This window comes from Candidatus Accumulibacter similis (assembly GCA_013347225.1).
In the GTDB taxonomy this organism is placed as follows: Bacteria; Pseudomonadota; Gammaproteobacteria; order Burkholderiales; family Rhodocyclaceae; genus Accumulibacter; species Accumulibacter similis.
Map to the genome: position 1 here is coordinate 4,203,180 of CP054595.1, position 22,487 is coordinate 4,225,666.

21 protein-coding genes are annotated in these 22,487 nt (G+C 67.4%); 8 read left to right on the forward strand and 13 right to left on the reverse strand.

All coding sequences use genetic code 11. From position 1 onward, the window contains the following. Positions 1-2 precede the first annotated feature (2 nt). From glcF to HT579_18535, 4 genes are all read right to left on the reverse strand, one after another. Positions 3-1,256 (reverse strand): glycolate oxidase subunit GlcF, encoded by a 1,254-nt coding sequence (gene glcF, locus HT579_18520; GenBank protein ID QKS30738.1) that lies wholly within the window; start codon positions 1,254-1,256, stop codon positions 3-5. 13 nt (positions 1,257-1,269) lie between these two features. Then, positions 1,270-2,337 (reverse strand): glycolate oxidase subunit GlcE, encoded by a 1,068-nt coding sequence (gene glcE, locus HT579_18525; protein ID QKS30739.1) that lies wholly within the window; start codon positions 2,335-2,337, stop codon positions 1,270-1,272. Beyond that, positions 2,337-3,812, reverse strand: coding sequence for an FAD-binding protein (locus HT579_18530; protein ID QKS30740.1), 1,476 nt, complete (start codon positions 3,810-3,812; stop codon positions 2,337-2,339). Before HT579_18530 ends, glcE begins: the two co-directional genes overlap by 1 nt. Before the next feature lie 94 nt (positions 3,813-3,906). Beyond that, on the reverse strand, positions 3,907-4,644 hold the full coding sequence (locus tag HT579_18535) for a hypothetical protein (protein ID QKS30741.1): 738 nt from the start codon (positions 4,642-4,644) through the stop codon (positions 3,907-3,909). Positions 4,645-4,871: 227 nt separating this feature from the next. On the opposite strand from HT579_18535, the gene HT579_18540 reads away from it, so the two are divergent. After that, positions 4,872-6,317 (forward strand): cobyric acid synthase, encoded by a 1,446-nt coding sequence (locus HT579_18540; protein QKS31712.1) that lies wholly within the window; start codon positions 4,872-4,874, stop codon positions 6,315-6,317. Here the strand turns inward: HT579_18540 and HT579_18545 are convergent. After that, positions 6,314-6,778, reverse strand: a complete 465-nt coding sequence (locus tag HT579_18545) for a universal stress protein (protein QKS30742.1) — start codon at positions 6,776-6,778, stop codon at positions 6,314-6,316. The two genes, HT579_18540 and HT579_18545, sit on opposite strands and share 4 nt — an antisense overlap. 74 nt (positions 6,779-6,852) lie before the next feature. After that, positions 6,853-7,398: a bifunctional adenosylcobinamide kinase/adenosylcobinamide-phosphate guanylyltransferase gene (cobU, locus tag HT579_18550; GenBank protein QKS30743.1), complete on the reverse strand. Its 546-nt coding sequence runs from the start codon at positions 7,396-7,398 to the stop codon at positions 6,853-6,855. Positions 7,399-7,464: 66 nt separating this feature from the next. Between cobU and cobT the strand changes: the two genes are divergently transcribed. Further along, on the forward strand, positions 7,465-8,499 hold the full coding sequence (cobT, locus tag HT579_18555; protein ID QKS30744.1) for a nicotinate-nucleotide--dimethylbenzimidazole phosphoribosyltransferase: 1,035 nt from the start codon (positions 7,465-7,467) through the stop codon (positions 8,497-8,499). 95 nt (positions 8,500-8,594) lie between these two features. Here cobT and HT579_18560 read toward each other — a convergent pair whose 3' ends face one another. Both HT579_18560 and HT579_18565 read right to left on the reverse strand, forming a co-directional pair. Continuing rightward, positions 8,595-9,833, reverse strand: a complete 1,239-nt coding sequence (locus HT579_18560; GenBank protein QKS31713.1) for a nucleoside:proton symporter — start codon at positions 9,831-9,833, stop codon at positions 8,595-8,597. Positions 9,834-9,974: 141 nt separating this feature from the next. Then, on the reverse strand, positions 9,975-10,181 hold the full coding sequence (locus HT579_18565; GenBank protein QKS30745.1) for a hypothetical protein: 207 nt from the start codon (positions 10,179-10,181) through the stop codon (positions 9,975-9,977). A gap of 511 nt (positions 10,182-10,692) precedes the next feature. Between HT579_18565 and HT579_18570 the strand changes: the two genes are divergently transcribed. Then, complete coding sequence (locus HT579_18570; GenBank protein QKS30746.1) at positions 10,693-11,007, forward strand: hypothetical protein; 315 nt, start codon at positions 10,693-10,695, stop codon at positions 11,005-11,007. Positions 11,008-11,178: 171 nt separating this feature from the next. Then, a complete protein-coding gene (locus tag HT579_18575; GenBank protein QKS30747.1) occupies positions 11,179-11,457 on the forward strand; it encodes a hypothetical protein in 279 nt (92 codons plus the stop codon). A gap of 168 nt (positions 11,458-11,625) precedes the next feature. On the opposite strand, the gene HT579_18580 is transcribed toward HT579_18575, so the two are convergent. The 4 genes from HT579_18580 to HT579_18595 all read right to left on the reverse strand — a co-directional run bounded on the left by HT579_18580 (position 11,626) and on the right by HT579_18595 (position 15,505). After that, positions 11,626-12,393 (reverse strand): MBL fold metallo-hydrolase, encoded by a 768-nt coding sequence (locus tag HT579_18580; protein ID QKS31714.1) that lies wholly within the window; start codon positions 12,391-12,393, stop codon positions 11,626-11,628. After that, the gene (gene bamC, locus HT579_18585; protein ID QKS30748.1) at positions 12,393-13,535 is read right to left on the reverse strand and encodes an outer membrane protein assembly factor BamC; all 1,143 of its coding nucleotides are present in this window, start codon (positions 13,533-13,535) and stop codon (positions 12,393-12,395) included. Before bamC ends, HT579_18580 begins: the two co-directional genes overlap by 1 nt. 20 nt (positions 13,536-13,555) lie before the next feature. Then, positions 13,556-14,434 (reverse strand): 4-hydroxy-tetrahydrodipicolinate synthase, encoded by an 879-nt coding sequence (locus HT579_18590; GenBank protein ID QKS30749.1) that lies wholly within the window; start codon positions 14,432-14,434, stop codon positions 13,556-13,558. 144 nt (positions 14,435-14,578) lie between these two features. Continuing rightward, a complete protein-coding gene (locus HT579_18595) occupies positions 14,579-15,505 on the reverse strand; it encodes a histone deacetylase family protein (GenBank protein ID QKS30750.1) in 927 nt (308 codons plus the stop codon). A 112-nt stretch (positions 15,506-15,617) separates the two neighbouring features. Here HT579_18595 and HT579_18600 point away from each other — a divergent pair, with 112 nt between their 5' ends. The 4 genes from HT579_18600 to mltB are packed head-to-tail and all read left to right on the forward strand — an operon-like array spanning position 15,618 to position 20,509. Next, on the forward strand, positions 15,618-16,544 hold the full coding sequence (locus HT579_18600; GenBank protein QKS30751.1) for an AAA family ATPase: 927 nt from the start codon (positions 15,618-15,620) through the stop codon (positions 16,542-16,544). Then, positions 16,544-17,518, forward strand: a complete 975-nt coding sequence (locus HT579_18605) for a DUF58 domain-containing protein (protein QKS30752.1) — start codon at positions 16,544-16,546, stop codon at positions 17,516-17,518. The genes HT579_18600 and HT579_18605 overlap by 1 nt, the downstream gene beginning before the upstream one ends. Beyond that, on the forward strand, positions 17,508-19,475 hold the full coding sequence (locus HT579_18610; protein ID QKS30753.1) for a DUF3488 domain-containing protein: 1,968 nt from the start codon (positions 17,508-17,510) through the stop codon (positions 19,473-19,475). The genes HT579_18605 and HT579_18610 overlap by 11 nt, the downstream gene beginning before the upstream one ends. After that, positions 19,457-20,509, forward strand: a complete 1,053-nt coding sequence (gene mltB, locus HT579_18615) for a lytic murein transglycosylase B (GenBank protein ID QKS31715.1) — start codon at positions 19,457-19,459, stop codon at positions 20,507-20,509. Before HT579_18610 ends, mltB begins: the two co-directional genes overlap by 19 nt. A gap of 111 nt (positions 20,510-20,620) precedes the next feature. On the opposite strand, the gene recQ is transcribed toward mltB, so the two are convergent. Beyond that, on the reverse strand, positions 20,621-22,450 hold the full coding sequence (recQ, locus tag HT579_18620) for a DNA helicase RecQ (protein QKS30754.1): 1,830 nt from the start codon (positions 22,448-22,450) through the stop codon (positions 20,621-20,623). Between the last annotated feature and the right edge of the window lie 37 nt (positions 22,451-22,487).

The following is a 22,487-nucleotide window of genomic DNA, read 5'->3' on the forward strand; positions in this document are numbered from 1 at the left end:
TCTCAGGAAGCCGTGCCCAGGCATTCGTCGATGAGTTCGATCCAGTGCCGTACCGGCAGCGCGCTGCCACTCTGCAGGTGCGTCTGACAGCCGATGTTGGCAGTCACCAGAAATGCCGGCCCACCGGCGTTCATCGCCGCCAGCTTGTTGTCCCGCAGCTGTGTCGCCAGTACCGGCTGGCTGATCGAATAGGTGCCCGCTGAACCGCAGCACAGGTGCGGATCGGCCACCGCTGACAACTGGAAACCGGCGGCGGCGAGCAGGCTCTCGACGACGCCGCGGATCTTCTGTGCGTGCTGCAGCGTGCACGGCGAATGGAAGGCGACCCGCTGATCGCCGCCGCCACCGGCCGCGCGCAGCAACTCGACGAGGCGTTCGCGCTCGCCGGCAAGGACCTCCGAGGCGTCACGCGTCATCCGCGCGATACGCGCCGCTTTCGCCGCATAGGCCGGGTCGTGCTGCAGCAGCTCGCCGTAGGCGCGTACGTGCTCGCCGCAGCCCGACGCGGTCATCACGAAGGCCTCGACGCGGCCGCTTTCGACCTCCGGCCACCAGGCATCGATGACCTGCCGCATGTCGTCAAGCGCCTTCTCCTGGGCATGCAGGTGGTAGCGCAAGGCGCCACAGCAGGCGGCAGCGGGCATCTCGACCAGCTCGATGCCAAGGCGGTCGAGAACGCGTGCCGTCGCGGCATTGGTGTTGGGAGTCAGCGTCGGCTGCACGCAGCCGGCCAGCGCGATCATCCGTCGCCGGTGCCCAGCCGCTCGCGGCCATGGTCGGGCACCGCCGGGGGCGGCCGGCGGCACCTTTTCGGCCAACACGCGCGGCAGCAGCGGCCGCATCATCTGGCCAACACGCACCGCCGGCCGGAAGATCCAGTTGCGCGGCAGCGCCTCGCAGAGCAGGAAGCGCGTCGCCCGCGCCGCCAGCGAACGCGGCACCTTCTGCTCGACGACTTCGCGCCCGATCTCGAGCAGTCGGTGATAGCGGACGCCCGACGGACAGGTGGTCTCGCAGGAACGACAGCTGAGGCAGCGGTCGAGGTGCACCTGCGTCGTCTTGCTGACCGGCTCACCCTCGAGCATCTGCTTGATCAGATAGATGCGGCCGCGCGGCCCGTCGAGTTCGTCGCCCAGCAACTGGAAGGTCGGGCAGGTCGCCGTGCAGAAGCCGCAATGAACGCAACTGCGCAGAATGGCATCGGCCTCACGGCCAGCCGGTGTGTCGCGGATGAAATCGGCTAGATTGGTCTGCATGATGGGCGAACTCTCAAAAGTCCGGATACATCCGTCCGGGATTGAAGATCGCCAGCGGATCGAAGGCCTGCTTCAGGTTGCGATGAATCCTCGCCAGCGGTTCGGACAGCGGCTGGAACACTCCGACGGCGGCCTTCAGCGTCGCGTCACCACGGAACAGGGTGGCATGCCCCCCGGCACTCGCGGCTGCCGCCCGGATGGCGGCGGCTTCGCCGCCGCGCAGCCAGCGTTGCGCGCCACCCCATTCGATCAGCGTTGGCCCCAGTCCCTGCGGCGGTGCCACCGACGGCAGGCCGAGACGCCACAGCGGCCCCTCGCCGGCGAAAAAGGCGTGCTCCTGCTCGCGCAGCGACTGCCAGAAGGCAACTGCGACGGAATCGTCGAGCGGCTCGCCGCCCAGCGTCCGCTGCGCCGCCGCGACCGCCGCCGCCGCGCCCGAAAGACGCAGCGTCAGGACGCCATCGTGCCAGGCCGAAGCGGAAATCGGCAACGGTCGGCCACCCCACCGATTGAGCTCCCGCAGCGCCGCCGCCTCGTCGATGGCCAGGCGGAGGCTGCACTCGGCGACCGGCCGCGGCAGCACCTTCAGCGACACCTCGAGGATGACGCCGAGGGTGCCCAGGCTGCCAGCGAGCAGGCGCGGCACATCGTAGCCGGCAACATTCTTCATCACCTGGCCACCGAATGAAAGCATCTCGCCGCGCCCGTCGAGCAAGCGGACACCGAGGACGAAGTCGCGCACGGCGCCCATCGCCTGCCGCCGCGGGCCCGACAGTCCACACGCCAGCATGCCGCCAACGGTCGCCTGCGGGCCGAAGAGCGGCGGCTCGAAGGGCAGCCACTGACCTCTCTCGGCCAGCGTTGCCGCCAGATCGGCGAGGCGGGTGCCGGCACGAGCGGTCACCACCAGCTCGGTCGGCTCATAAGCCACAATACCCCGGTAGTCGCCGGCCGCGAAGGGCTCGCCGCTTTCGGCGCCGCCGTAGAACGACTTGCTGCCACCGCCGCGGATCGCCAATTTGCCACCGCGAGCGGCCGTCTCCCTGACCCGGCCAACCCAGTCGTCGAGCAGCGCGTCCATCACGGCCTCGACGACGCGGCAGCGGTACCGGCACGCGCCTGGGTGTACTCACGGCAGCGCGCCAGAGTCGGCACGCCCTTCCCCGGATTGAGCAGGCCATGCTCGTCGAAAGCCGCCTTGAGCCGATGAAAGGTATCGATCTCCGCCAGGCTGAACTGCTCGGCCATGAGCATGATCTTCTCGACGCCGACACCATGCTCGCCGGTGATGGTGCCACCGAAACGAACGGAGAGTTCGAGGATCTCCGCCCCAAAGGCAGTCGCCCGATCGAGTTCTCCCGGTTGGTTGGCGTCGTACATGATCAGCGGGTGCAGGTTGCCATCACCGGCGTGGAAGACGTTGGCGCAGCGCAGCGCGTACTTCGCGGACAGCGCGTTGATCGCTTCCAGCATTTCCGCCAGCCGTCGTCGCGGAATCGTGCCGTCCATGCACAGGTAGTCCGGAGTCAGGCGGCCGACCGCAGGAAAGGCCGCCTTGCGCCCGGCCCAGAAGCGCAGCCGCTCGGCCTCGTTCTGCGACACGCGGATGCCTGCGGCGCCGCTTTTCCCGATCACCGCCTGCATGCGGCCGATCTCCTCGGCCACCTCCTCCGGCGTGCCGTCTGATTCGCACAGCAGGATCGCCTCCGCCTGCAGGTCATAGCCGGCGTTGACGTAGGGTTCGACGGCATGCGTCGCCTTCTTGTCCATCATCTCGAGCCCGGCCGGGATGATGCCGGCAGCGATGATGCTGGCAACGGCGTCGCCAGCCTTGCGGACATCGTCAAAGGAAGCGATCACGACCTGTGCCAGTTCAGGCTTCGGCGTCAGCCTGACGGTGACCTCGGTGATCATCGCCAACAGCCCTTCCGACCCGTTGAGCAGCGCCAGCAGATCGTAACCCGGCGCATCGAGAGCCGCGTTGCCAAACTCGACGATGTCGCCGGCAATCGTCAGTCCGCGCACGCGCAGCACGTTGTGTACCGTCAGGCCATACTTCAGGCAGTGCACGCCGCCGGCGTTCTCGGCGACATTGCCACCGATCGTGCACGCGATCTGCGATGACGGGTCGGGCGCGTAGTACAGGCCATGCGGCGCCGCAGCCTCGGAGACCGCCAGGTTGCGCACGCCAGGCTGGACGATGGCGGTGCGCGCCAGCGGATCGACGGCGATGATCCTCTTCAGCTTCGCCAGCGACACCAGCACCCCGTCCGGATGCGGCGTCGCACCACCCGAGAGGCCGGTCGCTGCGCCGCGCGGCACGACCGGCGCTCGCAAGTCATGGCAAATGCGCAGGATCGCCTGCGCCTGTGCCTCGCTCTCCGGCAGCGCGACCAGCAACGGCAACTGGCGAAAGGCGGTCAGACCATCGCAGTCGTACGGCCGCATCTCCTCCTCCTCGGCCAGCAGGGCGCTGGCCGGCAGGACCGCGCGCAGGCGCCGGATCAGTTGTCCTCGGTCAACGGTGTAGCGGCGGTCGACCAGCGTGCTTTCCATTCTCGTGCTCCCTCATCGGCCAGTTGATCCCTGCAGACGAAGCGCTTCCGGCTGGCAGTGCCGGCAGTCACGCCGCGCCGCCGCTGCCGGCGCTTCAGGCGCCGCTGACGAAACCCGAATAGCCGGGCAGACCGGCAGCCTCGGGCGACCTCGCAAAGGCGATGGCCTGCTCGACGATCCGCTTGCGGTCTTCCTCCTTCATCTCGGAGAGCAGCACGTCGGTCGTCCTGGTCTCGTTGCGCAGGATGTCGTTGTCGAGAACCATGCGCATGCGGAAGTACTGCGCCCAGCGGAATTCGGCGAAGTCGGTCGGTCTCTTGGAATAGCCGAAATTCGACCGCACGTACCAGGCCAGCCCGCGATAGGGGTCGTTGCGCAGATCCTTGATGTGCGTCGGCAACTGCGCTGGTTGCAGTGGCCCGCCACCATTTTGATCGAAAAGGTAGACCCAGGCGGCGTCGTGCATGGCTTTCCAGAAATTGTACTCCTTGAGCACACTCCAGTTGTAGAGCACCTCGACGACCACCCGCGCATTGTCCGTCGTGATGCCGGCGTCGTTCTTTCCCTTCGCCGTTTCCCACACCGCACGCGCCAGATGGTGATGGTCGGTGAGACAAAATTTGTTGTCGCGGCCGATGACGACCGGTACCGGCCGCGTGAGCAGGTAGGCGGTCAGATCATCGTGGCTCTTCCTGCGCATCGACTCCACCCGCGCATAGACCTCGTCTAGGCCGACGGCGCACTGCGTCGGATGCAGCTCGGAAACCTTGATCTGGTAGAGCTCGCCGCTGCGGTGGGCCTTGCCTGAACATTCCTCGTAATCGAAATCCATCGCCTTCCTCCTTGGTTATCGTTGCTGTTGACCCGGATCCATTGACCGATGGCGGATGCCGCGCCTGGGGAGTCTGCCGCCGCCAGCGCCAGCAGCCGCCAGCGGCCACCGAGCAAGAATGCCGATGGCGGCGACATCCGTCAACACAAGTTCGCATCACAGACGTGCGACAATCTCGACGCCCAATCCGAGCTTCCAGCATGAACGACCAGCGAACCCCCTGCCTGATGGTGCAGGGATGCACTTCCGACGCCGGCAAGAGCGTCCTGGTGACGGCGCTCTGCCGCGTCCTCCACCGCCGTGGCGTCCGCGTCGCACCCTTCAAGCCTCAGAACATGGCGCTCAACTCGGCCGTGACCGTAGATGGCGGCGAGATCGGCCGCGCGCAGGCGCTGCAGGCGCTCGCCGCCGGGGTGCCGGCGCACACCGACTTCAACCCGGTGCTGCTCAAGCCGGCGACCGACAGGCGGGCGCAGGTGATCGTTCACGGCAAGGCCATGCGCGACCTCGATGCACGCGACTACCACGCCTACAAGCCGCTGGCGATGCAGGCCGTTCTCGCGTCCTGGCAACGCCTGTGTCGGCAGTACGAGTGCCTGCTGGTCGAGGGTGCTGGCAGCCCAGCGGAAATCAATCTGCGCGATCGCGACATCGCCAACATGGGCTTCGCCGAAGCGGTCGACTGCCCGGTGATCCTGATCGCCGACATCGACCGCGGCGGCGTCTTTGCCCACCTATGCGGAACGCTCGACCTGCTCTCCGAGTCCGAGCAGGCGCGCGTCAAGGGCTTTGTCATCAACCGCTTCCGCGGCGACATCGGCCTCCTCGAGAGCGGCCTGCGCTGGCTCGAACGGCGCACCGGCAAGCCGGTGCTCGGTGTTCTGCCCTATCTCCACGGCCTCTATCTCGACGCCGAGGATGCCGTGCCGCGCCTAGCCGAACGCAAGGTTGCGCCCGCGCTACGCGTCATCGCGCCGGCCTACCCGCGGATCTCGAACCACAACGATCTCGACCCGCTGCGCTTTCACCCGGAGGTCGATTTCCGCTTCGTCGCGGCGAACGAGCGGCCGCCACCCTGTGACCTGATCGTCCTGCCCGGATCGAAGGCGGTGCAGTCCGACCTCGCCTGGCTGCGCGCCCAAGGCTGGGAAGAGGCGGTTCGCCGGCACCTGCGCTACGGCGGCAAGGTCATTGGCATCTGTGGCGGCCTGCAGATGCTCGGCCGCCAACTGCACGACCCACTTGGGCTCGAGGGCCCAGCCGGCAGCACTCCGGGGCTTGGCTGGCTGCAATACGAGACGACGCTGGCCGCCGAGAAGACGCTCGAGAATGTCAGCGGCAGTCTTCTGCTGCCCGGTTCCGGCTCGCCGCCGTTGAGCGGATATCGCATCCACATGGGGGTCACCAGCGGCGAGGCCCTGCAACGCCCGGCGACGATGCTCGACGGCCGCCCTGACGGCGCGCTGTCGGAAGACGGCCAAGTGCTCGGCACCTACTGCCACGGCCTCTTCGACTCGCCGTCAGCCCTGGCTGCGCTGCTCGCCTGGTCGGGCCATCGACCGGCACAGCAATTCGACGCGCGACAGCGGCGGGAGAGCGACATCGAGCGGCTCGCCGACGCCGTCGAGCAGAACATCGATCTGCAGCGCCTGGCCGAATGGCTGCCGCTCTAGGCCTCCGGATCCTCGCCGCGCACCAGCAGCAGGGAGGTCTGTCCCTTGCGCACCAGCCGCTCGGCGACACTGCCGACAAAGAAACGCTCGATCCCCCGCCGCCCGTGCGTGCCGACGACCAGCAGGTCCGCCTGCCACTCTCCCGACGCTTCGATCAGCATGTCGGAAACGTGCTTCTCCTCCGACTCGACGAGCCTGGTCTCGGCGTCGATGCCGGCGGCACGGGCCTCCTCCTGCAGGCCAGCCAGGAAGCCCTGGGCGCCGAGACGCATGCGCGCCTCGGTCTTGCCGACACTGTTGGGCAACATCATCGCCACCTCGCGCTGCGCCAGCAGGGTCTCGTCGACCGCATGGCAGATCGCCAGCCGTGCGTCGCTCGCCCGCGCCAGCGCGATCGCCGCCCGCATGACTTGGCTGGTCATGAAACTCTGGTCAACGGCTACCATGATTCTCTTGTACATAGTCGCGCTTCCTCGTTCGGCAAGGTTGTCTTACAAGCGGAACAATAACACCGATGGATCGCCAACAGCAGATCCTACTTGAGCGTCAGCGGCAGACCCGCGGCAACCAGCGTCACCCGCTCGCAGACCGCCGCCACGCGCTGGTTCAGGCGGCCCTGCTCGTCGGCGAACAGCCGCGACACGGGCACCATCGGCACGACGCCGCAGCCGACCTCGTTGGAAACCAGGATGATCCGCCCCGGCAACTCCGGCAGCAGTTCGACCAGAGCCTGCGTCGCGCCAGCAAGACGCTGGCAGCGTATGGCCTCGCCAGCTTCGGCCTGGCCCGCTGCATCACCGGCAAACAGCAGGTTCGACAACCACAGCGTCAGGCAGTCGACCAGCAGGCAGACCCCCGGCGCCGCATGCCGCCGCAGCGCCACCGCCAGGTCGAGCGGCTCCACGACCAGTCCCCACTCCGGACTGCGTCGCGCCTTGTGGTGCTCGATGCGGCGGGACATCTCGGCGTCGAGCGCCAGTGCCGTCGCGACATAGACCACCTGCAGACCGCACTCGCCTGCCCGCCGCTCGGCCAGCAGACTCTTGCCCGAACGGGCGCCACCCAGGATCAGTTCTCGCATGGCGGCGAGCTTATCATGGGCCGGCGACGAGTATAATCCGCAGCTTCGCGGCCGCCATTCGTCCCCATGAACTTCACGATCGAAGCGATCACCCCCATCCCCGGGCTGCAGGCGAGGATCGACGGCAAGACCAAGCCGCCGGGATCGCTCGGCGAACTCGAACGTCTGGCACTGCAGATCGGCATGATCCAGCAGTCACTGACGCCGGACCTCGGCCAACCGCAACTGCTGGTGTTCGCCGGCGACCACGGGGCCGCACTTGCCGGCGTCTCCGCCTACCCGCAGGAAGTGACCTGGCAGATGGTTGAGAACTTCCTTGGCGGGGGAGCCGCCATCAACGTCTTCGCGCGCCACAACGGTCTGCGGTTGCAGGTCGTCGACGCCGGCGTGGCGCACGACTTCGGCGCCCGGAGGGGACTGATCGATGCCAAGATCGCCAGCGGTACCCGCAACTATCTTGTGCAGCCAGCAATGAGCCATGCGCAGCGCGACCAGGCACTGGCCCGCGGCGCCGCGATCGTCGATGGACTCGCCGACGAGGGCTGCCGGGTGATCGCTTTCGGCGAAATGGGAATCGGCAATACCGCGTCGGCCGCGCTGCTCACACACCAGCTCACCGGCACGCCACTCACCGAGTGCGTCGGTCGCGGCACCGGCCTCGACGATGCCGGCCTGGCCCGCAAGCAGGCACTGTTGGCGCAGGCGGCGAGCCGGGCCAACCTGCCGCCCGGCGCCGATGCGCTCGACGTGCTGGCCGAGTTCGGCGGTTTCGAAATCGCCATGCTGAGCGGCGCCATGCTTGCAGCGGCTGCCCGCCGCATGTTGCTGCTGATCGACGGCTTCATCGTCACCGCGGCCCTTCTGGTCGCCGTGCGCCACGCAGCGGCCGTTCGCGATTACTGCGTCTTCTGCCATCGCTCTGCCGAAACCGGCCATCAGGCACAGCTGCGCGCCCTCGCCGCCGAGCCACTTCTCGATCTCCGCCTGCGCCTCGGCGAAGGGACCGGCGCCGCGCTGGCTTGGCCACTGGTCCGCGCGGCTGCCGCTTTCGTCAACGAGATGGCGAGCTTTGCCAGCGCCGGCGTCAGCGAACATCTCTGAGAGCCAGCTTACGAGGTCCTTGGCGGACACAGCGGGCTGCTCATGGTTGCGCCAGCAGCAGCGCCGTCCTCGTCGAGCACGCGTGCGGCGACCGATCACAGCAGCATGGCGACGATGCTGCCGCAGGAAAGCGTCGCCAGGGTGCCCGAAAGCAGCGTCCAAGGGCCAAGCTGGACGATCTCGGCGCGTCGCTCGGGCACCATCGACGACATGCCGCCGAGGAGAATCCCCAGACTGCCAAGATTGGCGAAGCCACACAGGGCGTAGGTCATGATGATCCGGCTGCGTGCCGACAAGGACTCCGGCGGCAGGCGTGCCAGGTCAAGATAGGCGAGCAGTTCGTTCAGCACCGTCTTTGTCCCCAGCAGTTCCCCGGCAACCGCCGCCTCCGACCAAGGGACGCCGGCCATCCAGGCGAGCGGTGCCATCACCCAGCCAAGCAGACGCTGCAGCGAGACGGCTGCACCGGCGACGCTCGGCAGCATGCCCAGAAGCTGATTGGCCAGGCTCACCAGAGCCACCAGAACGATCAGCATGGCGGCGATGTCGATCAGCAGCCTCGCCCCTTCGCCCGTACCGCGGGTGATCGCCTCCATGCTGCTGCTGTCGGTCGGCGGCAGCGCCAGATGGCGTCCGCTGGGAGACCCTGCCGGCGGCACGAGGATGACCGCAAAGACGATTGCGGCAGGAGCGCTGATGAACGAGGCGGCCAGGATGTGGCCCAGCGCATCCGGGACAACCGGCCCCAGGATGCCGGCGTAGAGCGCCATCACCGTACCCGCGACACCAGCCATGCCGCTGCTCATGATGATGAACAATTCGCCGCGACTGACCGCTGCCAGGTAGGGCCGGATCAACAGTGGTGCCTCGATCATGCCGACGAAGACATTCGCCGCGCTGGACATGCCGACCGCACCGCCGACACCGAGGGTCTTCTCGAGCAGCAGTGAAAAGCTGCGCACCAGCAGGGGCAGCACACGCCAGTGGTAGAGCAGCGCCGACAGGGCACTCATCACCAGCACCACCGGCAAGGCCTGAAACGCAAGGACGAAGCTGCTCCCCGGAGCGATCTCATCGTATGGCAACGGTGCTCCGCCAATGAAACCGAAGACCAGCGCCGTGCCCGCGCGCGTCGCCGCGGCGACCGCCAGCAGGGCATCGTTACAAGCCGCAAAGAAAGCGCGCGCCCCCGGCAGGCGAAAGATCAGCAGCGCCAGCAGCCCCTGCAACAGGATTCCGCCGCATACGGTGCGCCACTGGACCGCTGACCGCTGTCGCGACAGCACCCAGGCCAGGACGAGCAGCAACAGGTAACCGATGGCGGCCTGCAGCAGCGGATTCAAGAGGCTCCCCCGTGCCGTCCGTGTGGCCGCCTGGTGCGCACGGAGGGGCTGCGCGAGGCAGGGATCGTTCGGTGGCTGCCGCTCACAGCCACCGAGCGGGGCAATGACCAGGCGGCAACCCGCGCTCGTCCGCTAGCGACTCGCTGCCGGCGGCTTGGCCGGCACCCTGCCGGGCGAGAACTCGGGACGAATCTGGCTGGCATTGCGGTACGCCGGCTGAATCTGGTCCGCAGCAGTTGGCGGAACCTCGCGCTGTGGCCATGGCGGTGCGGGTGACGGTGCATCGGGAGCGAAACGTGCGCCGTAGTTGCGTTGGTAACGATCGAGAAAACGCCGCATTTGTTCATAATCCGCACAGTTCCGGGGAGCGAAGCAACGGCCGAAGCCCTCGAAGGCACCCGGCGCTGGCAAAGGATATCCATAAGGCGCCAGCCATGGCCCGTAGGGAGCGGGCCAGACGCCAGCGCCCCATTCGCCACCAACGCCGACGGTTGTCGCTGTGGCCGCAGCCGTCACGCTCAGCAACGCGGCAGCAAGCAGGGAACGGGTTCGCATCAGAGGAAGTGTAGCACCTGTGGTCGGCTGGCAGCCCAGTGGCAATCGCCGCCCGTGCCTTGCCGGGCCGCAGCGTGTCGGTCGCGGCACAGGCCAACCACCAGCGACAGCATTGCCCACCGTCAGAGGCCCACAGCCGCCGGCAACGCGAACGGCGAGCGGGCGATTCCCGCGGCAGCGTGAGAAGTTGCACACAGCATCGCCCCGCCAGGTGTAGAGTCTTTCCGGTCCATCACTGTCAGCCGACCGAAGCATATGGCCCGGCTATCGAATCGAATGGAGTTCTGGCGCCGCCATGAAATGTCCCAAGTGCCACTCGGAAAACCTCCACCGCTCACGCCGCCGCGGCCTGAAGGAAGGCTGGGCCCTGCGTCGCAAGAAACTGGCCCCATATCGTTGCTCGGCCTGCGGCAACCGTTTCATCGCCGCGGAACCACGGCCAGCCGGCCAGGAGCGCTCGCTGTCGATCGCCGACTACCTCGGCCTGAACCGCAAGGCACGACAACGCTGCAATGGCACCGTGATCCTCGGAGGGATCACCTCGCTGCTCATCCTGTTGGGCATTCTGTTGTTCCTGGCGCTGGCTCTCGGCTGGATCGCGCCACAATGACTACCACGAGGGGCACCCGGAGTCGCCCCGGCAGATCGCTCCTTTCCGTCTGCCCGGGGTTCCTCGCGGCGATAAAGTGCTAGAATTTCGAGTTGATCGACGCTTGCCGGTCAACCTCCAAGCTTCTGGCTCGTTGTAGTCATTTTTTACCGTCCATAAGGAAACCCCACCATGAACAAATCCCTCCTCGTTGCTGCGCTGCTCGCTCTGGCCGTTACCGCCTGTGGCAAGAAGGAAGAAGCCAAGCCGGCCGCCGCTCCCGCAGCCGCCCCGGCCGCTGCTGCTCCGGCAGCCGCCCCGGCCGCAGCTCCGGCCGCGGCTCCGGCAGCCGCCCCGGCCGCCGACGCTGCCAAGCCGGCCGACGCAGCGGCGGCAGCTGGTGCCGCCGCTGGTGCCGCTGCCGACGCCGCCAAGGCCGCGGGTGCGGCTGCTGATGCCGCCAAGAAGTAAACTTGGTACGGCGACAGGAAGAAGCCGGCGCAAGCCGGCTTTTTTCTTTGCGCGCTGCCTCGCACGCCCCGCCTCGCGCCGCCGGCTGGCTGCGAGGCCTGCCGGTCGACAGCAGTGCTCGTGCACAGCGGACACCATTGGCCTGCTGGCGGCCATTCGCACAACCTCTCAGCCCAGTTGGCGCCAGCCGAAACCACTCTCCTGATCGGCGACACCGATCCACTCCTCAGCGCAATCGAGCGCCAGCGCCAGCGCACGCGCCGCCAGATGCGGCCGGTTGTTCTCCTGGCTCAAGTGGGCAGCAACCACATGCTGCAGGCGGCGCGTGTCGACCTGCCGCAACAGCGCCGCCGCCTGCCCGTTCTCCAGATGGCCAAAGCGCCCGCCGATACGTCGCTTGAGCTGTGCCGGATAGCGCGACGCCGCGAGCAATTCCTGGTCATGATTGCACTCCAGAACGAGTCCGTCGCAGAGACGCAGCACGTCGACGATATGCGAGGTGATCGAACCGCTGTCGGTGAGCACGCCAAGACAGCGATCGCCATCGCTGAAAGCGTACTGCACCGGCTCGCGGGCGTCGTGCGGTACCGGATAGGGGCGAACCTCGATGCCGTCGATGGCAAAGACCGTATGTCCGTCGATCAGGCGGCAATCGGGCAAGGCGGCCCTGCCGCGCGCGGCCGCCCTGTGCGTGCCGTGGGTCAGATAGACGGCCAACTGGTGGCGGCGTGCAAAAGCGAAGACGCCGCCAACGTGGTCGGCATGTTCGTGGGTCACCAGGATCGCCGCCAGTCCGCCGGGATCGATGCCGACGCGCGCCAGGCGTGCCGTCACCTCGCGGCTTGAAAAGCCGCAGTCGAGCAGCAGCCTGGTTCCGCCCGCCTCGACAATCAGCGCGTTACCCTGACTGCCGCTGCCGAGCGAGGCGAAACGGATCACTTCAACTGATCGTAGAGCAGGTTGAGGATCTTCTTCGCCGTCTCCGACTGGTCGACGCTGCCTTCAGACAGGACCACCTGCACGGTCGACCGGGTGCTGCTCGTCGCACGCACGAGAATGCGGTACTGCGTCTGTGGCTTGGCAGCAGAACTTCCCTTGAAGGGATTGAGCTTCGAGAGGAAGCCCTCCTCCTTCTTCTCGTTGTCGGTTTCCGGGTCGACGTAGCGAACGAAATACAGCCCGCGTGCCCGGTCGCGATCCTCGACGGTGAAGGCAACACGGTCGAGAGCCAGGCCCACCCGCCGCCAGGCACGGTCGAAGGATTCCTCGACTTCCAGGGCGCCGGCACCATCGGCACCGCGCGTCAGCCGCGCCCGTTCAAAAGGCTTCTCCTGCGCCGCCTTGAGCGCCGCGCTCGCGCGCTTCTCTTCACTGCCCAGATGAATCATCAGGCGGCGCAGCATTTCGGCTTCGAGTTCGGGATCCGCCGGACGCGGTTGCCACTTCGTCTGGTCCTTGCCTTCGGAGACGAAAATCTCGTACATGCCGCGGTGACTGATGAAGATGTCGGTCGTCCCCGGCGTGCTGCCCGGCTCCATGCGCGTGCGGAACTTGTCCCGTTCGGCTGTGGAGTAAAGCGAATCGATCACCTTGCCGAGGACGTTGCGAATGAAGTCCTGCGGGATCTTGGCGCGGTTCTCCGCCCAGTCCGTCTCCATCACACCGGCATCGGGCAGATCGAGCTTGATCAGGAAGCCGGATTCCTGCCAGAACTCCTTGACCGTCCCCCAGAGCTTGTCCGGAGTCCCCACCGCGACCAGCCAGCGCTGCGTCCCTGAACGTTCGATGCGCCCCTGGTCGACCTCCGGCAAGACCTCGCTCTTCTGCTGCGCCCGCGCCTGCGGCGAGCGCTCGGCGGCGTACTGCGAGTAGGTCGCGGTACCCTTGCCAGCGACATCAGGAACCGCATAACGGTCGTCGCGCGTCGGCGAGGTGAGGTCTGGCGGGATCTCGAGGGGCGGCACGCTGCTCGACCCGGCGGTCTTGTATTCGATTCTCTTCGGTTCGAGGAGCGAACCGGTGCAGCCGGCGAGCAGCAGCAGTGCGACGATCTGCAGGCGCGTGGCGACAGGACCCATCGGCGGCTGACCCAACGACTCTAGACGAGCACGCCGGCCTGCGACAGCGCGGCGCGGACGCGGGCGTGATTCTCGGTTGACAGTGGCGTCAGGGGCAGGCGCAGTCCGTCGCCGATGAGACCCAACTGGTGACACGCCCACTTGACCGGGATCGGGTTGGCCTCGCAGAAGAGTTGCCGATGCAGGCCGATCAGCCGGGCATTCAGCGCCCGCGCCTCGGCCGCATTGCCAGCCACCGCGGCGCTGCACATTTCATGCATCAGGCGTGGCGCGACGTTGGCAACCACCGAAATGTCTCCCTTGGCGCCCATCAGCATCAACGCGCAGGCGCTGGCGTCGTCACCGCTATAGACGGCGAAGCCTGCGGGCGCACGCACGATCAACTCGATGCCGCGGTCCATGTTGCCGGTCGCGTCCTTGATGCCGACGATGTTCGGCACCTCGGCCAAGCGCAGTGCCGTCTCGTTGCCCAGGTCGGCGACCGTGCGCCCCGGGACATTGTAGAGGATCACCGGGATGTCGACCGCCTCGGCGATCGCGCGAAAATGGCGGTATAGCCCCTCCTGCCCCGGCTTGTTGTAATAGGGGACGACCGACAGCGCCGCAGTCGCCCCCGCCTGGCGAGCGAAGCGGGTCAGCTCGATCGCCTCGGCCGTCGAGTTGGCGCCCGTACCGGCAATCACCGGCAGGCGACCGGCTGCCTGCTCGACGACAACCCGGATCAGTTCGCAATGCTCGGCGAGGTTGACCGTCGGCGACTCGCCGGTCGTGCCGACGACGACGATGGCGTCAGTGCCCTGCTGCACGTGGAAATCGACGAGGCCGCGCAGGGCGGGCAGGTCGAGGCTGCCGTCTGCCTGCATCGGGGTGACAATCGCTACGATCGAGCCAGTAATCATGAGTATGCGCGCACGCCAGTCAACGCCCCGGAGTGATCCTGAGCGGGGAAATCCGAAACACGAATTCTAACCGAAGGCGCCCGCCTTGGCGACGAAAAACGCGGCCAACGACCGCCGCGACCGCCTAGCGCCCGGCAGCGGGCATCAGAGTTCGGCAAGGACGCGGATATGCGCGGCTACGCTGCGCGCCAAAGCCGACAGCGAGTACCCACCCTCGAGTATCGACACGATCCGCCCGTGCGCACAGTCGTCGGCGAGTTCCTTGAGTTGCCCGGTCACCCAGGCGTAGTCCTGCTCGAGCAGCCGCAGACCACCCATCTCGTCCTCGTAGTGGGCGTCGAAGCCGGCTGAGATGAACAGCATTTCCGGCTGGAACTCGCGCAGTCTCGGCATCCAGAGATCACTCACCACGCGCCGGAATTCCTCACCGTCGGTGCCGCGCGGCAGCGGTACGTTGACCATGTTTGCCGCCGGGCTCTCGGTGCCGCTGTAGGGGTAGAAGGGATGCTGGAACGTGCTGACCATCAGGACCCGCTGGTCGCCGCGGAAGCAATCCTCGGTGCCGTTGCCATGATGGACGTCGAAGTCGATCACGGCAACACGCGCCAGGTTGTGGGCCGCCAGTGCGTGCGCCGCCGCAACGGCGATGTTGTTGAAGAAACAGAAACCCATCGCCGAGGCCCGTTCGGCGTGATGGCCGGGCGGTCGCACGGCGCAGAAGGCGTTTGCGGCCTGCCCGGAAAGCACCAAATCGACCGCCAGGACGCCCGCCCCGGCGGCACGCATCGCCGCCTGCCAGGTATGACGGTTCATCGCCGTATCGGGGTCGAGGTGAACGATCCCGAGATCGGGCGAGGCGCGCTTCAGCCGCTCGAGATGCGCCGCCGTGTGCACCCGCTTCAGTTGCTGAAAGGTGGCCAGCGGCGCGTCGTGGTACGTGAAGTAGGCATCCAGGCCCTGCGCGATCAGGTGATCACTGATCGCGCTCAGACGCTCGGGTGCCTCGGGATGGTATGAACCCATGTCGTGAAGATGGCAATCGCGATGGGTGATGAAAGCCGTGACACTCACTGTAGTCTTTCTGTCGCGACAGGGGCGCCGGCAACGGCGCCCCTGTCCGGCGCTGGAACGGGTTGGGGACTGATGGTTTATTATCATCCCAATCGCTTCCCGACGACAAGCCATGCCAGCCGCCAACAACCCCTCCCCGGTCAGTCGAATCCTTGCCGCCGCCAACTCGGTCATCCTCGGCAAGGGCAACCAGACCCGACTCGCGCTCTGCTGCCTGCTGGCTAAAGGCCATCTGCTGATCGAGGATCTGCCCGGAGTCGGCAAGACGACACTGGCACATACGCTGGCCCGCCTGCTCGGTCTGCAGTTCGCGCGCATCCAGTTCACCAGCGACATGCTGCCGGCGGACATTCTCGGCGTCTCGATATTCGACCGCGAGCGGAGCGGCTTCAGGTTCCTGCCCGGACCGGTGTTCTCGCAGGTGCTGCTGGCCGACGAGATCAACCGGGCGACGCCACGAACCCAGAGCGCGTTGCTCGAAGCGATGGAAGAGGGACAGGTGACCACCGAAGGCGAAACGCGACCGCTGCCGGAACCATTTTTCGTCATCGCCACGCAGAATCCATCGAATCAGATCGGCACCTTCCCCTTGCCGGAATCGCAGCTCGACCGCTTTCTCCTGCGTCTCGACCTCGGCTACCCGGACCGCGACGCCGAACGCGCATTGCTCGAGAGTGGCGGCAGCCGGGAGCAACTGCCGACGCTTGCAGCCTGCCTTGCCGACGGAGAGTTCGCATCGCTGCAGCGCCAGGCGGCCGCAGTCCACGCGTCGGCGGCGCTGCTCGACTACCTGCAACTGCTGATCGAAGCCAGTCGGCGGGATCAGCGCTTCGTGCACGGCCTGAGCCCGCGCGCTGCCCTCGCCCTGCTCGCCGCCGCCCGTGCCTGGGCATTCACCGACGGCCGCGAGATGGTCCTGCCGGAGGATGTGCAGGCCGTGCTGCCGGCAGTTGCCCGCCACCGCCTGCGCCTCGTCAGCGGCAGCCATGCCGACGCCGAAGACATCGCCGCATTGATGCGATCGGTCGCGCTGCCCTGATGCGCCGGCTGCCGAGCCCGCACCAATGGTTCTTCGGCCGCCGTCGCGACCAGCAATGGCCGCTCGTCCTCGGCCAGCGGCGCATCTTCATCGTCCCGACGGCGGCCGGGATGCTCTTCGCGCTGGTCCTGCTGGTGATGCTGATCGGTGCCATCAACTACGACCTCAGCCTCGGACATGCACTGATCTTTCTCCTCGCCGGCCTCGGTCTGGTGGCGATGGTACACAGCTTTCACAACCTCTTTGGGCTGCGCCTGACGCCCGGACGTGCCGATGCCGCTTTCGTTGGCGATCTGGCGCGCTTTCCGCTGCAACTCGAGAACCCGCGCCGGCGGCAGCGGCGGGCCCTCGAACTGTCGTTCAGCGGGCAGCCGGTGGTGGCCGTCGATCTGCCGGCCGAAGGCGGCGTGACGATTGCCCTGCCCTGCCGGGCACAACGTCGTGGCCGACTCGATCCCGGCCGCGTGACGCTCGCCACCCGTTACCCGCTCGGACTGTTCCGTGCCTGGAGCTACATCCATCCGTCCTGGTCGTGCATCGTCTATCCGAAACCGCTGCGCACGCCCCTGCCACCGACTTCGCCGGCCATCACCGCCGACCATCGCCAGGGAGACAGCGGCCAGGAGGACTTCGCCGGCCTTCGCCCGCGCCAGCTCAGCGACCCGACCCGACACATTGCCTGGAAGGCGGTTGCCCGCCGCTCCGACGAACAGGCGCTGCTGGTCAAGCAGTTCGCCGGTGGTGCGAGCGACGAGCTGTGGCTGGACTGGTCGCTGACGCCACCCGACCGCGACAGCGAGGAGCGGCTGTCGATCCTCGCCGGCTGGATCATGCTCGCTGACGAGGGACAGGCCTGCTATGGACTGCGGCTGCCGGGACAGCAGGTTGCGCCTGCCACCGGCAGTGCCCAAAGGGCAAGCTGCCTGCAGGCACTCGCCCTGTACGAGCCGGGAGAGATCGGCGATGCGGTCTAGACCGCCGCAAGCGATCGAGCAGGGGGCAGTCCCCTGGCTGCTGGCGGTCGCCCTGGCAACCGCTAGTCCGCATGCCGAGCACCTGCCGCCTTGGCTGAGCCTGCTGTTCGGCGCTGCCCTGCTCTGGCGTCTCTGGTTGTGGCGGCAGCGACGGCCGCTGCCACCACGCTGGTGTCTCGCACTACTGGTTCTCGGCGCGCTGGCGGCCATCGCCTGGCAGTATCGCAGCCTGCTCGGCAGGGACTCCGGGGTCGCCATGCTGGTCCTCTTCATGGCACTCAAACCGCTCGAGATGAAAACCCGACGCGACGCACTGGTGGTCGTCCTGCTCGGTTTCTTTCTCCTGCTGACGCACTACTTCTATTCGCAGAGCATTCCCACCGGCCTCTGGCTGCTGGCCAGCTGCACGCTGCTGACGGCAGCGCTGATCCGCCTGCACGGCGGTGCGCAGCCGCTCGCCGCCATCGTCCGCCAGGCCGGCCTGCTGCTGTTGCAGGCAATGCCTTTCATGCTCATCCTCTATCTGCTCTTTCCGCGCGTCTCCGGCCCCCTCTGGGGCCTGCCGCAGGACGCCCACGCCGGACGCAGCGGCCTTTCCAGCGAGATGGCACCAGGGTCGATCAGCAACCTGATTCTCTCGGGCGCGATCGCCTTTCGTAGCCACTTCGCCGGTGAGATACCCGAAAAGGCGGACCTTTACTGGCGTGGGCCGGTGCTCGACGCCTACGACGGTCTGACATGGCGCGCCAGCACGCCCGCGGCCGGCCTGCCACGGATGGCACCGGTAGTGGAAAGCCGGGGGGCGCAGTACAGCTACACCAGCATCATCGAGGCGCACAATCAGCGCTGGCTGCTCGCCCTCGACGTGGCGACCAGCCTCCCCGCCGGAACGCTGCAGGCACCGACGCTGGAAGTGCTGGCACGCGAGCCGCTGCGCGCGCGCTCCCGCTTCTCGTTCGCCTCGTCGGTCGACTACCGGGCCAACCGTGCCGAAAGCGCGGCCGTCCTGCAGCAGGCACTCTCGCTGCCGGCAGCGATCAATCCGCGCGCGCGCGCGCTGGCCGAGCGGTGGAAATCGCGACCACCGGCGCGCATCGCCGATGCGGTCCTGGGCATGTTCCGCAACGAGGACTTCCATTACACCCTGCGCCCGCCGCTGCTTGGTGCCGATGCCGTGGACGAGTTCCTCTTCGGTACGCGCCGCGGCTTCTGCGAGCACTATGCCTCGGCCTTCGTCTTCCTGCTGCGTGCTGCCGGCGTGCCGGCACGGGTGGTTGCCGGTTACCAGGGCGGCGAGGTGAACCCTGTCGATGGCTACCTCATCGTCCGCCAGTCGGATGCCCACGCCTGGGCCGAAGTCTGGCTCGCCGGCGAGGGCTGGGTGCGTTACGACCCGACGGCAGCGGTCGCGCCGTCCCGGATCGAACAGGGAATCGTCGCCGCCCTGCCGGAGGGAGAACCGCTGCCCGCCATCGTCGGCCTCGACGCCGACTGGCTGCGCCAGCTGCGTTACCGCTGGGAGGCAGCGAACAACGCCTGGAACCAGTGGGTCCTCGGTTACAATCCGCAGCGCCAGCGCGACATCCTTTCCCGCTTCGGCATGCCCAACCCGGACTGGCGAAGCATGAGCACGGCGCTGGCCGTGCTCTGCGGAGTGGTGCTGCTGCTGGTCACCGTGTGGACGCTGCCACGTCGCCGTCGCGTCGATCCAGCACAGCGGGCGTGGCAGAAGTACTGCGCCGCGCTCGCCCGGCGCGGCGTGCCGCGTGCCGCGTGGGAGGGACCGCTGGCGTTCGCCGTTCGCGTCGCCGTGGAAAGGCCGCAGCTCGCGGAGGTCACCAGCGAGGCGGCACGCTGTTATGCGGCACTGCGCTATGGCCGGGGCGACAGCGAGCAGTTGCTCGTGCTGCAGGAATGTGTGCACCGACTACCCGCAAGATGGAGAAAGAGCGCTTGAAACACCTCGTCAGCAGCCTGCTCATCGCCCTGCCGCTCAGCTTGGTGGCGCTACCGACAAGCGCCCAAGAGGGTCCCGGCTTGACCCAGAACCCTGAAGTCCAGGCGTTCATCGCCAGCATGCACGCGCAGCACGGCTTCGATGTCGCGCACCTGACGCGCCAGTTCGCCGTCCTGCGGCCGAATGCGGCGGTCCTGAAGGCGATCCGCCCGCCGGCCACGCCGGAGAAGCAGCGATCATGGGAGCGCTATCGGGCTCGTTTCGTCAATGAGCAGCGGCTGGCGGGAGGACTGTCGTTCTGGCAGGCGCATGCCGCGACCCTGCAGCGCGCCGAGGCGATCCATGGCGTGCCGGCCGAGGTGATCGTCGCCATCATTGGCGTCGAAACCATCTACGGCCAGCACATGGGCAGCTTCGGCGTCCTCGAGGCGCTGGCATCGCTCGCTTTCTTCTACCCGCCGCGCGCCGAGTTCTTCCGCGGCGAACTCGAGCAGTTCCTGCTCCTCGCACGCGAGAACGGCATCAGCCCGCTCAGCGTCAAGGGCTCCTACGCCGGTGCCATCGGCATCCCGCAATTCATGCCCAGCAGCCAGCGCCGTTTTGCCGTCGATTTCGACGGCGATGACCGCATCGACCTGCGGCAGAGCTATCCCGATGCGATCGGCAGCGTTGCCCGCTTCCTGCAGCAGCACGGCTGGCAGACCGGCGAGCCGGTCGCCGTGCCGGCGACGGTCAGCGGCGATCCCACCGCCCTCCTCGCCATCGGCATCAAGCCGACGCTCACCGTCAGCGAACTCGCCGCGCAGGGGGTTTCGGCGGTGGCCGACGGCGACCGCGCGGCCGCCCTGATCGACCTCGTCACACCCGGCGCAGCGACCGAGTATTGGCTTGGCTTCAACAACTTCTACGTCATCACCCGCTACAACCGCTCGAGCTTCTACGCGATGTCGGTCTTCCAGTTGGCGCAGGCACTGCGGCTGGAACACGCGGCGCGCGCTGCCGCAGCACCGGTCGCCGGCAGCGGTCCGCGCTAGCAGTGGCCACGCCATCGCCGGCGCTTGCCGGGCTGCTTCGGGCTGCCGCCTCCGACTGCAGAAGCGGCCGCGACGCCAACCACCCGCCGCCGGTGGACGCGGCGTAGGCGATCACTCGTCGCCGGCGACAAGGGTCAGCAGCTCGTCACCGTAGCGCTGCACCTTGGCGAGGCCGATCCCGGGTACCGCGAGCAGCGCCTGCGGTGACCCCGGCAACAGTGCTGCGATCTCCAGCAACGTCCGGTCGTGCAGGATCACGTAGGCGGGAACGCCCTGCTCGCGCGCCTTCGCGCTGCGCCACTGGCGCAGCCTGGCCACCAGGGGGGACTCCTGCTGCAGGCGCGGCCGCTCCTGATCGGCGGCGCTACGGACTGCGCCCCTGCCACGGACGGCACCGCTCCTGGCGGGTTCGAGCCGCCGGCGCAGCATGAGCGGCGCTTCGCCGCGCAGAACCGGGCGGGCGCTGTCGGTCAGCTTCAGAGCTCCATAGGCGGCGGCATCGGCTTCGAGCAGTCCAGCGGCGAGCAACTGTCGCAAGACGGAGCGCCAGCCCATGTCGTCGAGCTCGGCACCGACGCCGAAGGTCGGCAGGCGATCATGACCGAACTGCCGCACCTTGTCGGTATCCTTGCCGCGCAGGATGTCGATCAGGTGGCCGGCCCCGAAGCGCTGACCGGTGCGCAGGGCAGCCGAAAGGACCTTTTGCGCCGCCACGGTGCCATCCCACACCTGCGGCGGCTCGAGACAGACGTCGCAGTTGCCGCAGGGAAGCGCATCCTCGCCGAAGTAGTTGAGCAGGATGACGCGGCGGCAGGTCGCCGATTCGCAGTAGGCGAGCATGCTGTCGAGCTTCTGTCTTTCGACCCGCTTCTGTTCAATCGGCGCCGCCGAGTTCTCGATCATCTGGCGGTGGATCACGACATCGTTCAGCCCGTAGGTCATCCACGCCTCGGCGGCATCGCCGTCACGCCCGGCACGACCCGTTTCCTGGTAGTAGGCCTCGATGCTCTTCGGCAGGTCGAGATGGGCAACGAAACGAACATCCGGCTTGTCGATGCCCATGCCGAATGCGATCGTCGCCACCATCACGACGCCATCGTCGCGCAGAAAGCTCTGCTGGTGCCGCTGCCGGTCGCCAGCGTCGAGGCCGGCGTGATACGGCAGGGCGCTGATCCCCTGCGCGACCAGCCAGGCCGCCGTCTCGTCGACCTTGCGTCGCGACAGGCAGTAGACGATTCCGGCCTCGCCGCGATGGTGGCCGAGGAAGCCCAGCAACTGCTTGCGTGGATTGTCGCGCTCGACGATGAGGTAGCGAATGTTCGCGCGGTCGAAGCTCGAGACGAACAATCGTGCCTGCTCGAGATGCAGGCGGGTGATGATCTCCTGTCGCGTCAGCTGGTCGGCAGTCGCCGTCAGCGCGATGCGCGGCACCTCCGGGAAGCGCTGATGCAGCTCGGAGAGCTGGATGTACTCCGGGCGAAAGTCATGCCCCCATTGCGACACGCAATGCGCCTCGTCGATGGCGAACAGGGCGACTCGCCGACGGGCGACCAGTTCCGCGAGGATACCCATGAAGCGCTCGCCGAGCAGCCGCTCGGGGGCGACGTAGACCAGATCGAGCGCACCGGCCATGAGTCGGCGTTCGGTGTCGGCCAGCGAACGGAAATCCATCGACGAGTTGAGGAAGGCGGCGCTGACGCCGACCTGGCGCAAGGCGTCGACCTGGTCCTGCATGAGCGCGATCAGCGGCGAGACGACGATACCGACGCCGCTGCGCAGCAGCGCCGGAATCTGATAGCAGAGCGACTTGCCGCCACCGGTCGGCATCAGGACCAGCGCGTCGCCACCGGCAACGAGCTGGTCGACGACATCCTCCTGCTGCCCACGGAAGGAAGGATAACCGAAGACCCGGGACAGGACCTCACGCGCAGCGGCACTCATTGCCCAAGGCCCTGCCGCGATGCCCCGCCAGCCAACG

Coding starts and splice junctions, on each gene's coding strand:
- glcF (QKS30738.1), bottom strand. CDS start 1,256: ATGCAGACCAATCTAGCCGATTTCATCCGCGACACACCGGCTGGCCGT.
- glcE (QKS30739.1), bottom strand. CDS start 2,337: ATGGACGCGCTGCTCGACGACTGGGTTGGCCGGGTCAGGGAGACGGCC.
- HT579_18530 (QKS30740.1), bottom strand. CDS start 3,812: ATGGAAAGCACGCTGGTCGACCGCCGCTACACCGTTGACCGAGGACAA.
- HT579_18535 (QKS30741.1), bottom strand. CDS start 4,644: ATGGATTTCGATTACGAGGAATGTTCAGGCAAGGCCCACCGCAGCGGC.
- HT579_18540 (QKS31712.1), top strand. CDS start 4,872: ATGGTGCAGGGATGCACTTCCGACGCCGGCAAGAGCGTCCTGGTGACG.
- HT579_18545 (QKS30742.1), bottom strand. CDS start 6,778: ATGTACAAGAGAATCATGGTAGCCGTTGACCAGAGTTTCATGACCAGC.
- cobU (QKS30743.1), bottom strand. CDS start 7,398: ATGCGAGAACTGATCCTGGGTGGCGCCCGTTCGGGCAAGAGTCTGCTG.
- cobT (QKS30744.1), top strand. CDS start 7,465: ATGAACTTCACGATCGAAGCGATCACCCCCATCCCCGGGCTGCAGGCG.
- HT579_18565 (QKS30745.1), bottom strand. CDS start 10,181: ATGCGGCGTTTTCTCGATCGTTACCAACGCAACTACGGCGCACGTTTC.
- HT579_18570 (QKS30746.1), top strand. CDS start 10,693: ATGAAATGTCCCAAGTGCCACTCGGAAAACCTCCACCGCTCACGCCGC.
- HT579_18575 (QKS30747.1), top strand. CDS start 11,179: ATGAACAAATCCCTCCTCGTTGCTGCGCTGCTCGCTCTGGCCGTTACC.
- bamC (QKS30748.1), bottom strand. CDS start 13,535: ATGGGTCCTGTCGCCACGCGCCTGCAGATCGTCGCACTGCTGCTGCTC.
- HT579_18590 (QKS30749.1), bottom strand. CDS start 14,434: ATGATTACTGGCTCGATCGTAGCGATTGTCACCCCGATGCAGGCAGAC.
- HT579_18600 (QKS30751.1), top strand. CDS start 15,618: ATGCCAGCCGCCAACAACCCCTCCCCGGTCAGTCGAATCCTTGCCGCC.
- HT579_18605 (QKS30752.1), top strand. CDS start 16,544: ATGCGCCGGCTGCCGAGCCCGCACCAATGGTTCTTCGGCCGCCGTCGC.
- HT579_18610 (QKS30753.1), top strand. CDS start 17,508: ATGCGGTCTAGACCGCCGCAAGCGATCGAGCAGGGGGCAGTCCCCTGG.
- mltB (QKS31715.1), top strand. CDS start 19,457: ATGGAGAAAGAGCGCTTGAAACACCTCGTCAGCAGCCTGCTCATCGCC.
- recQ (QKS30754.1), bottom strand. CDS start 22,450: ATGAGTGCCGCTGCGCGTGAGGTCCTGTCCCGGGTCTTCGGTTATCCT.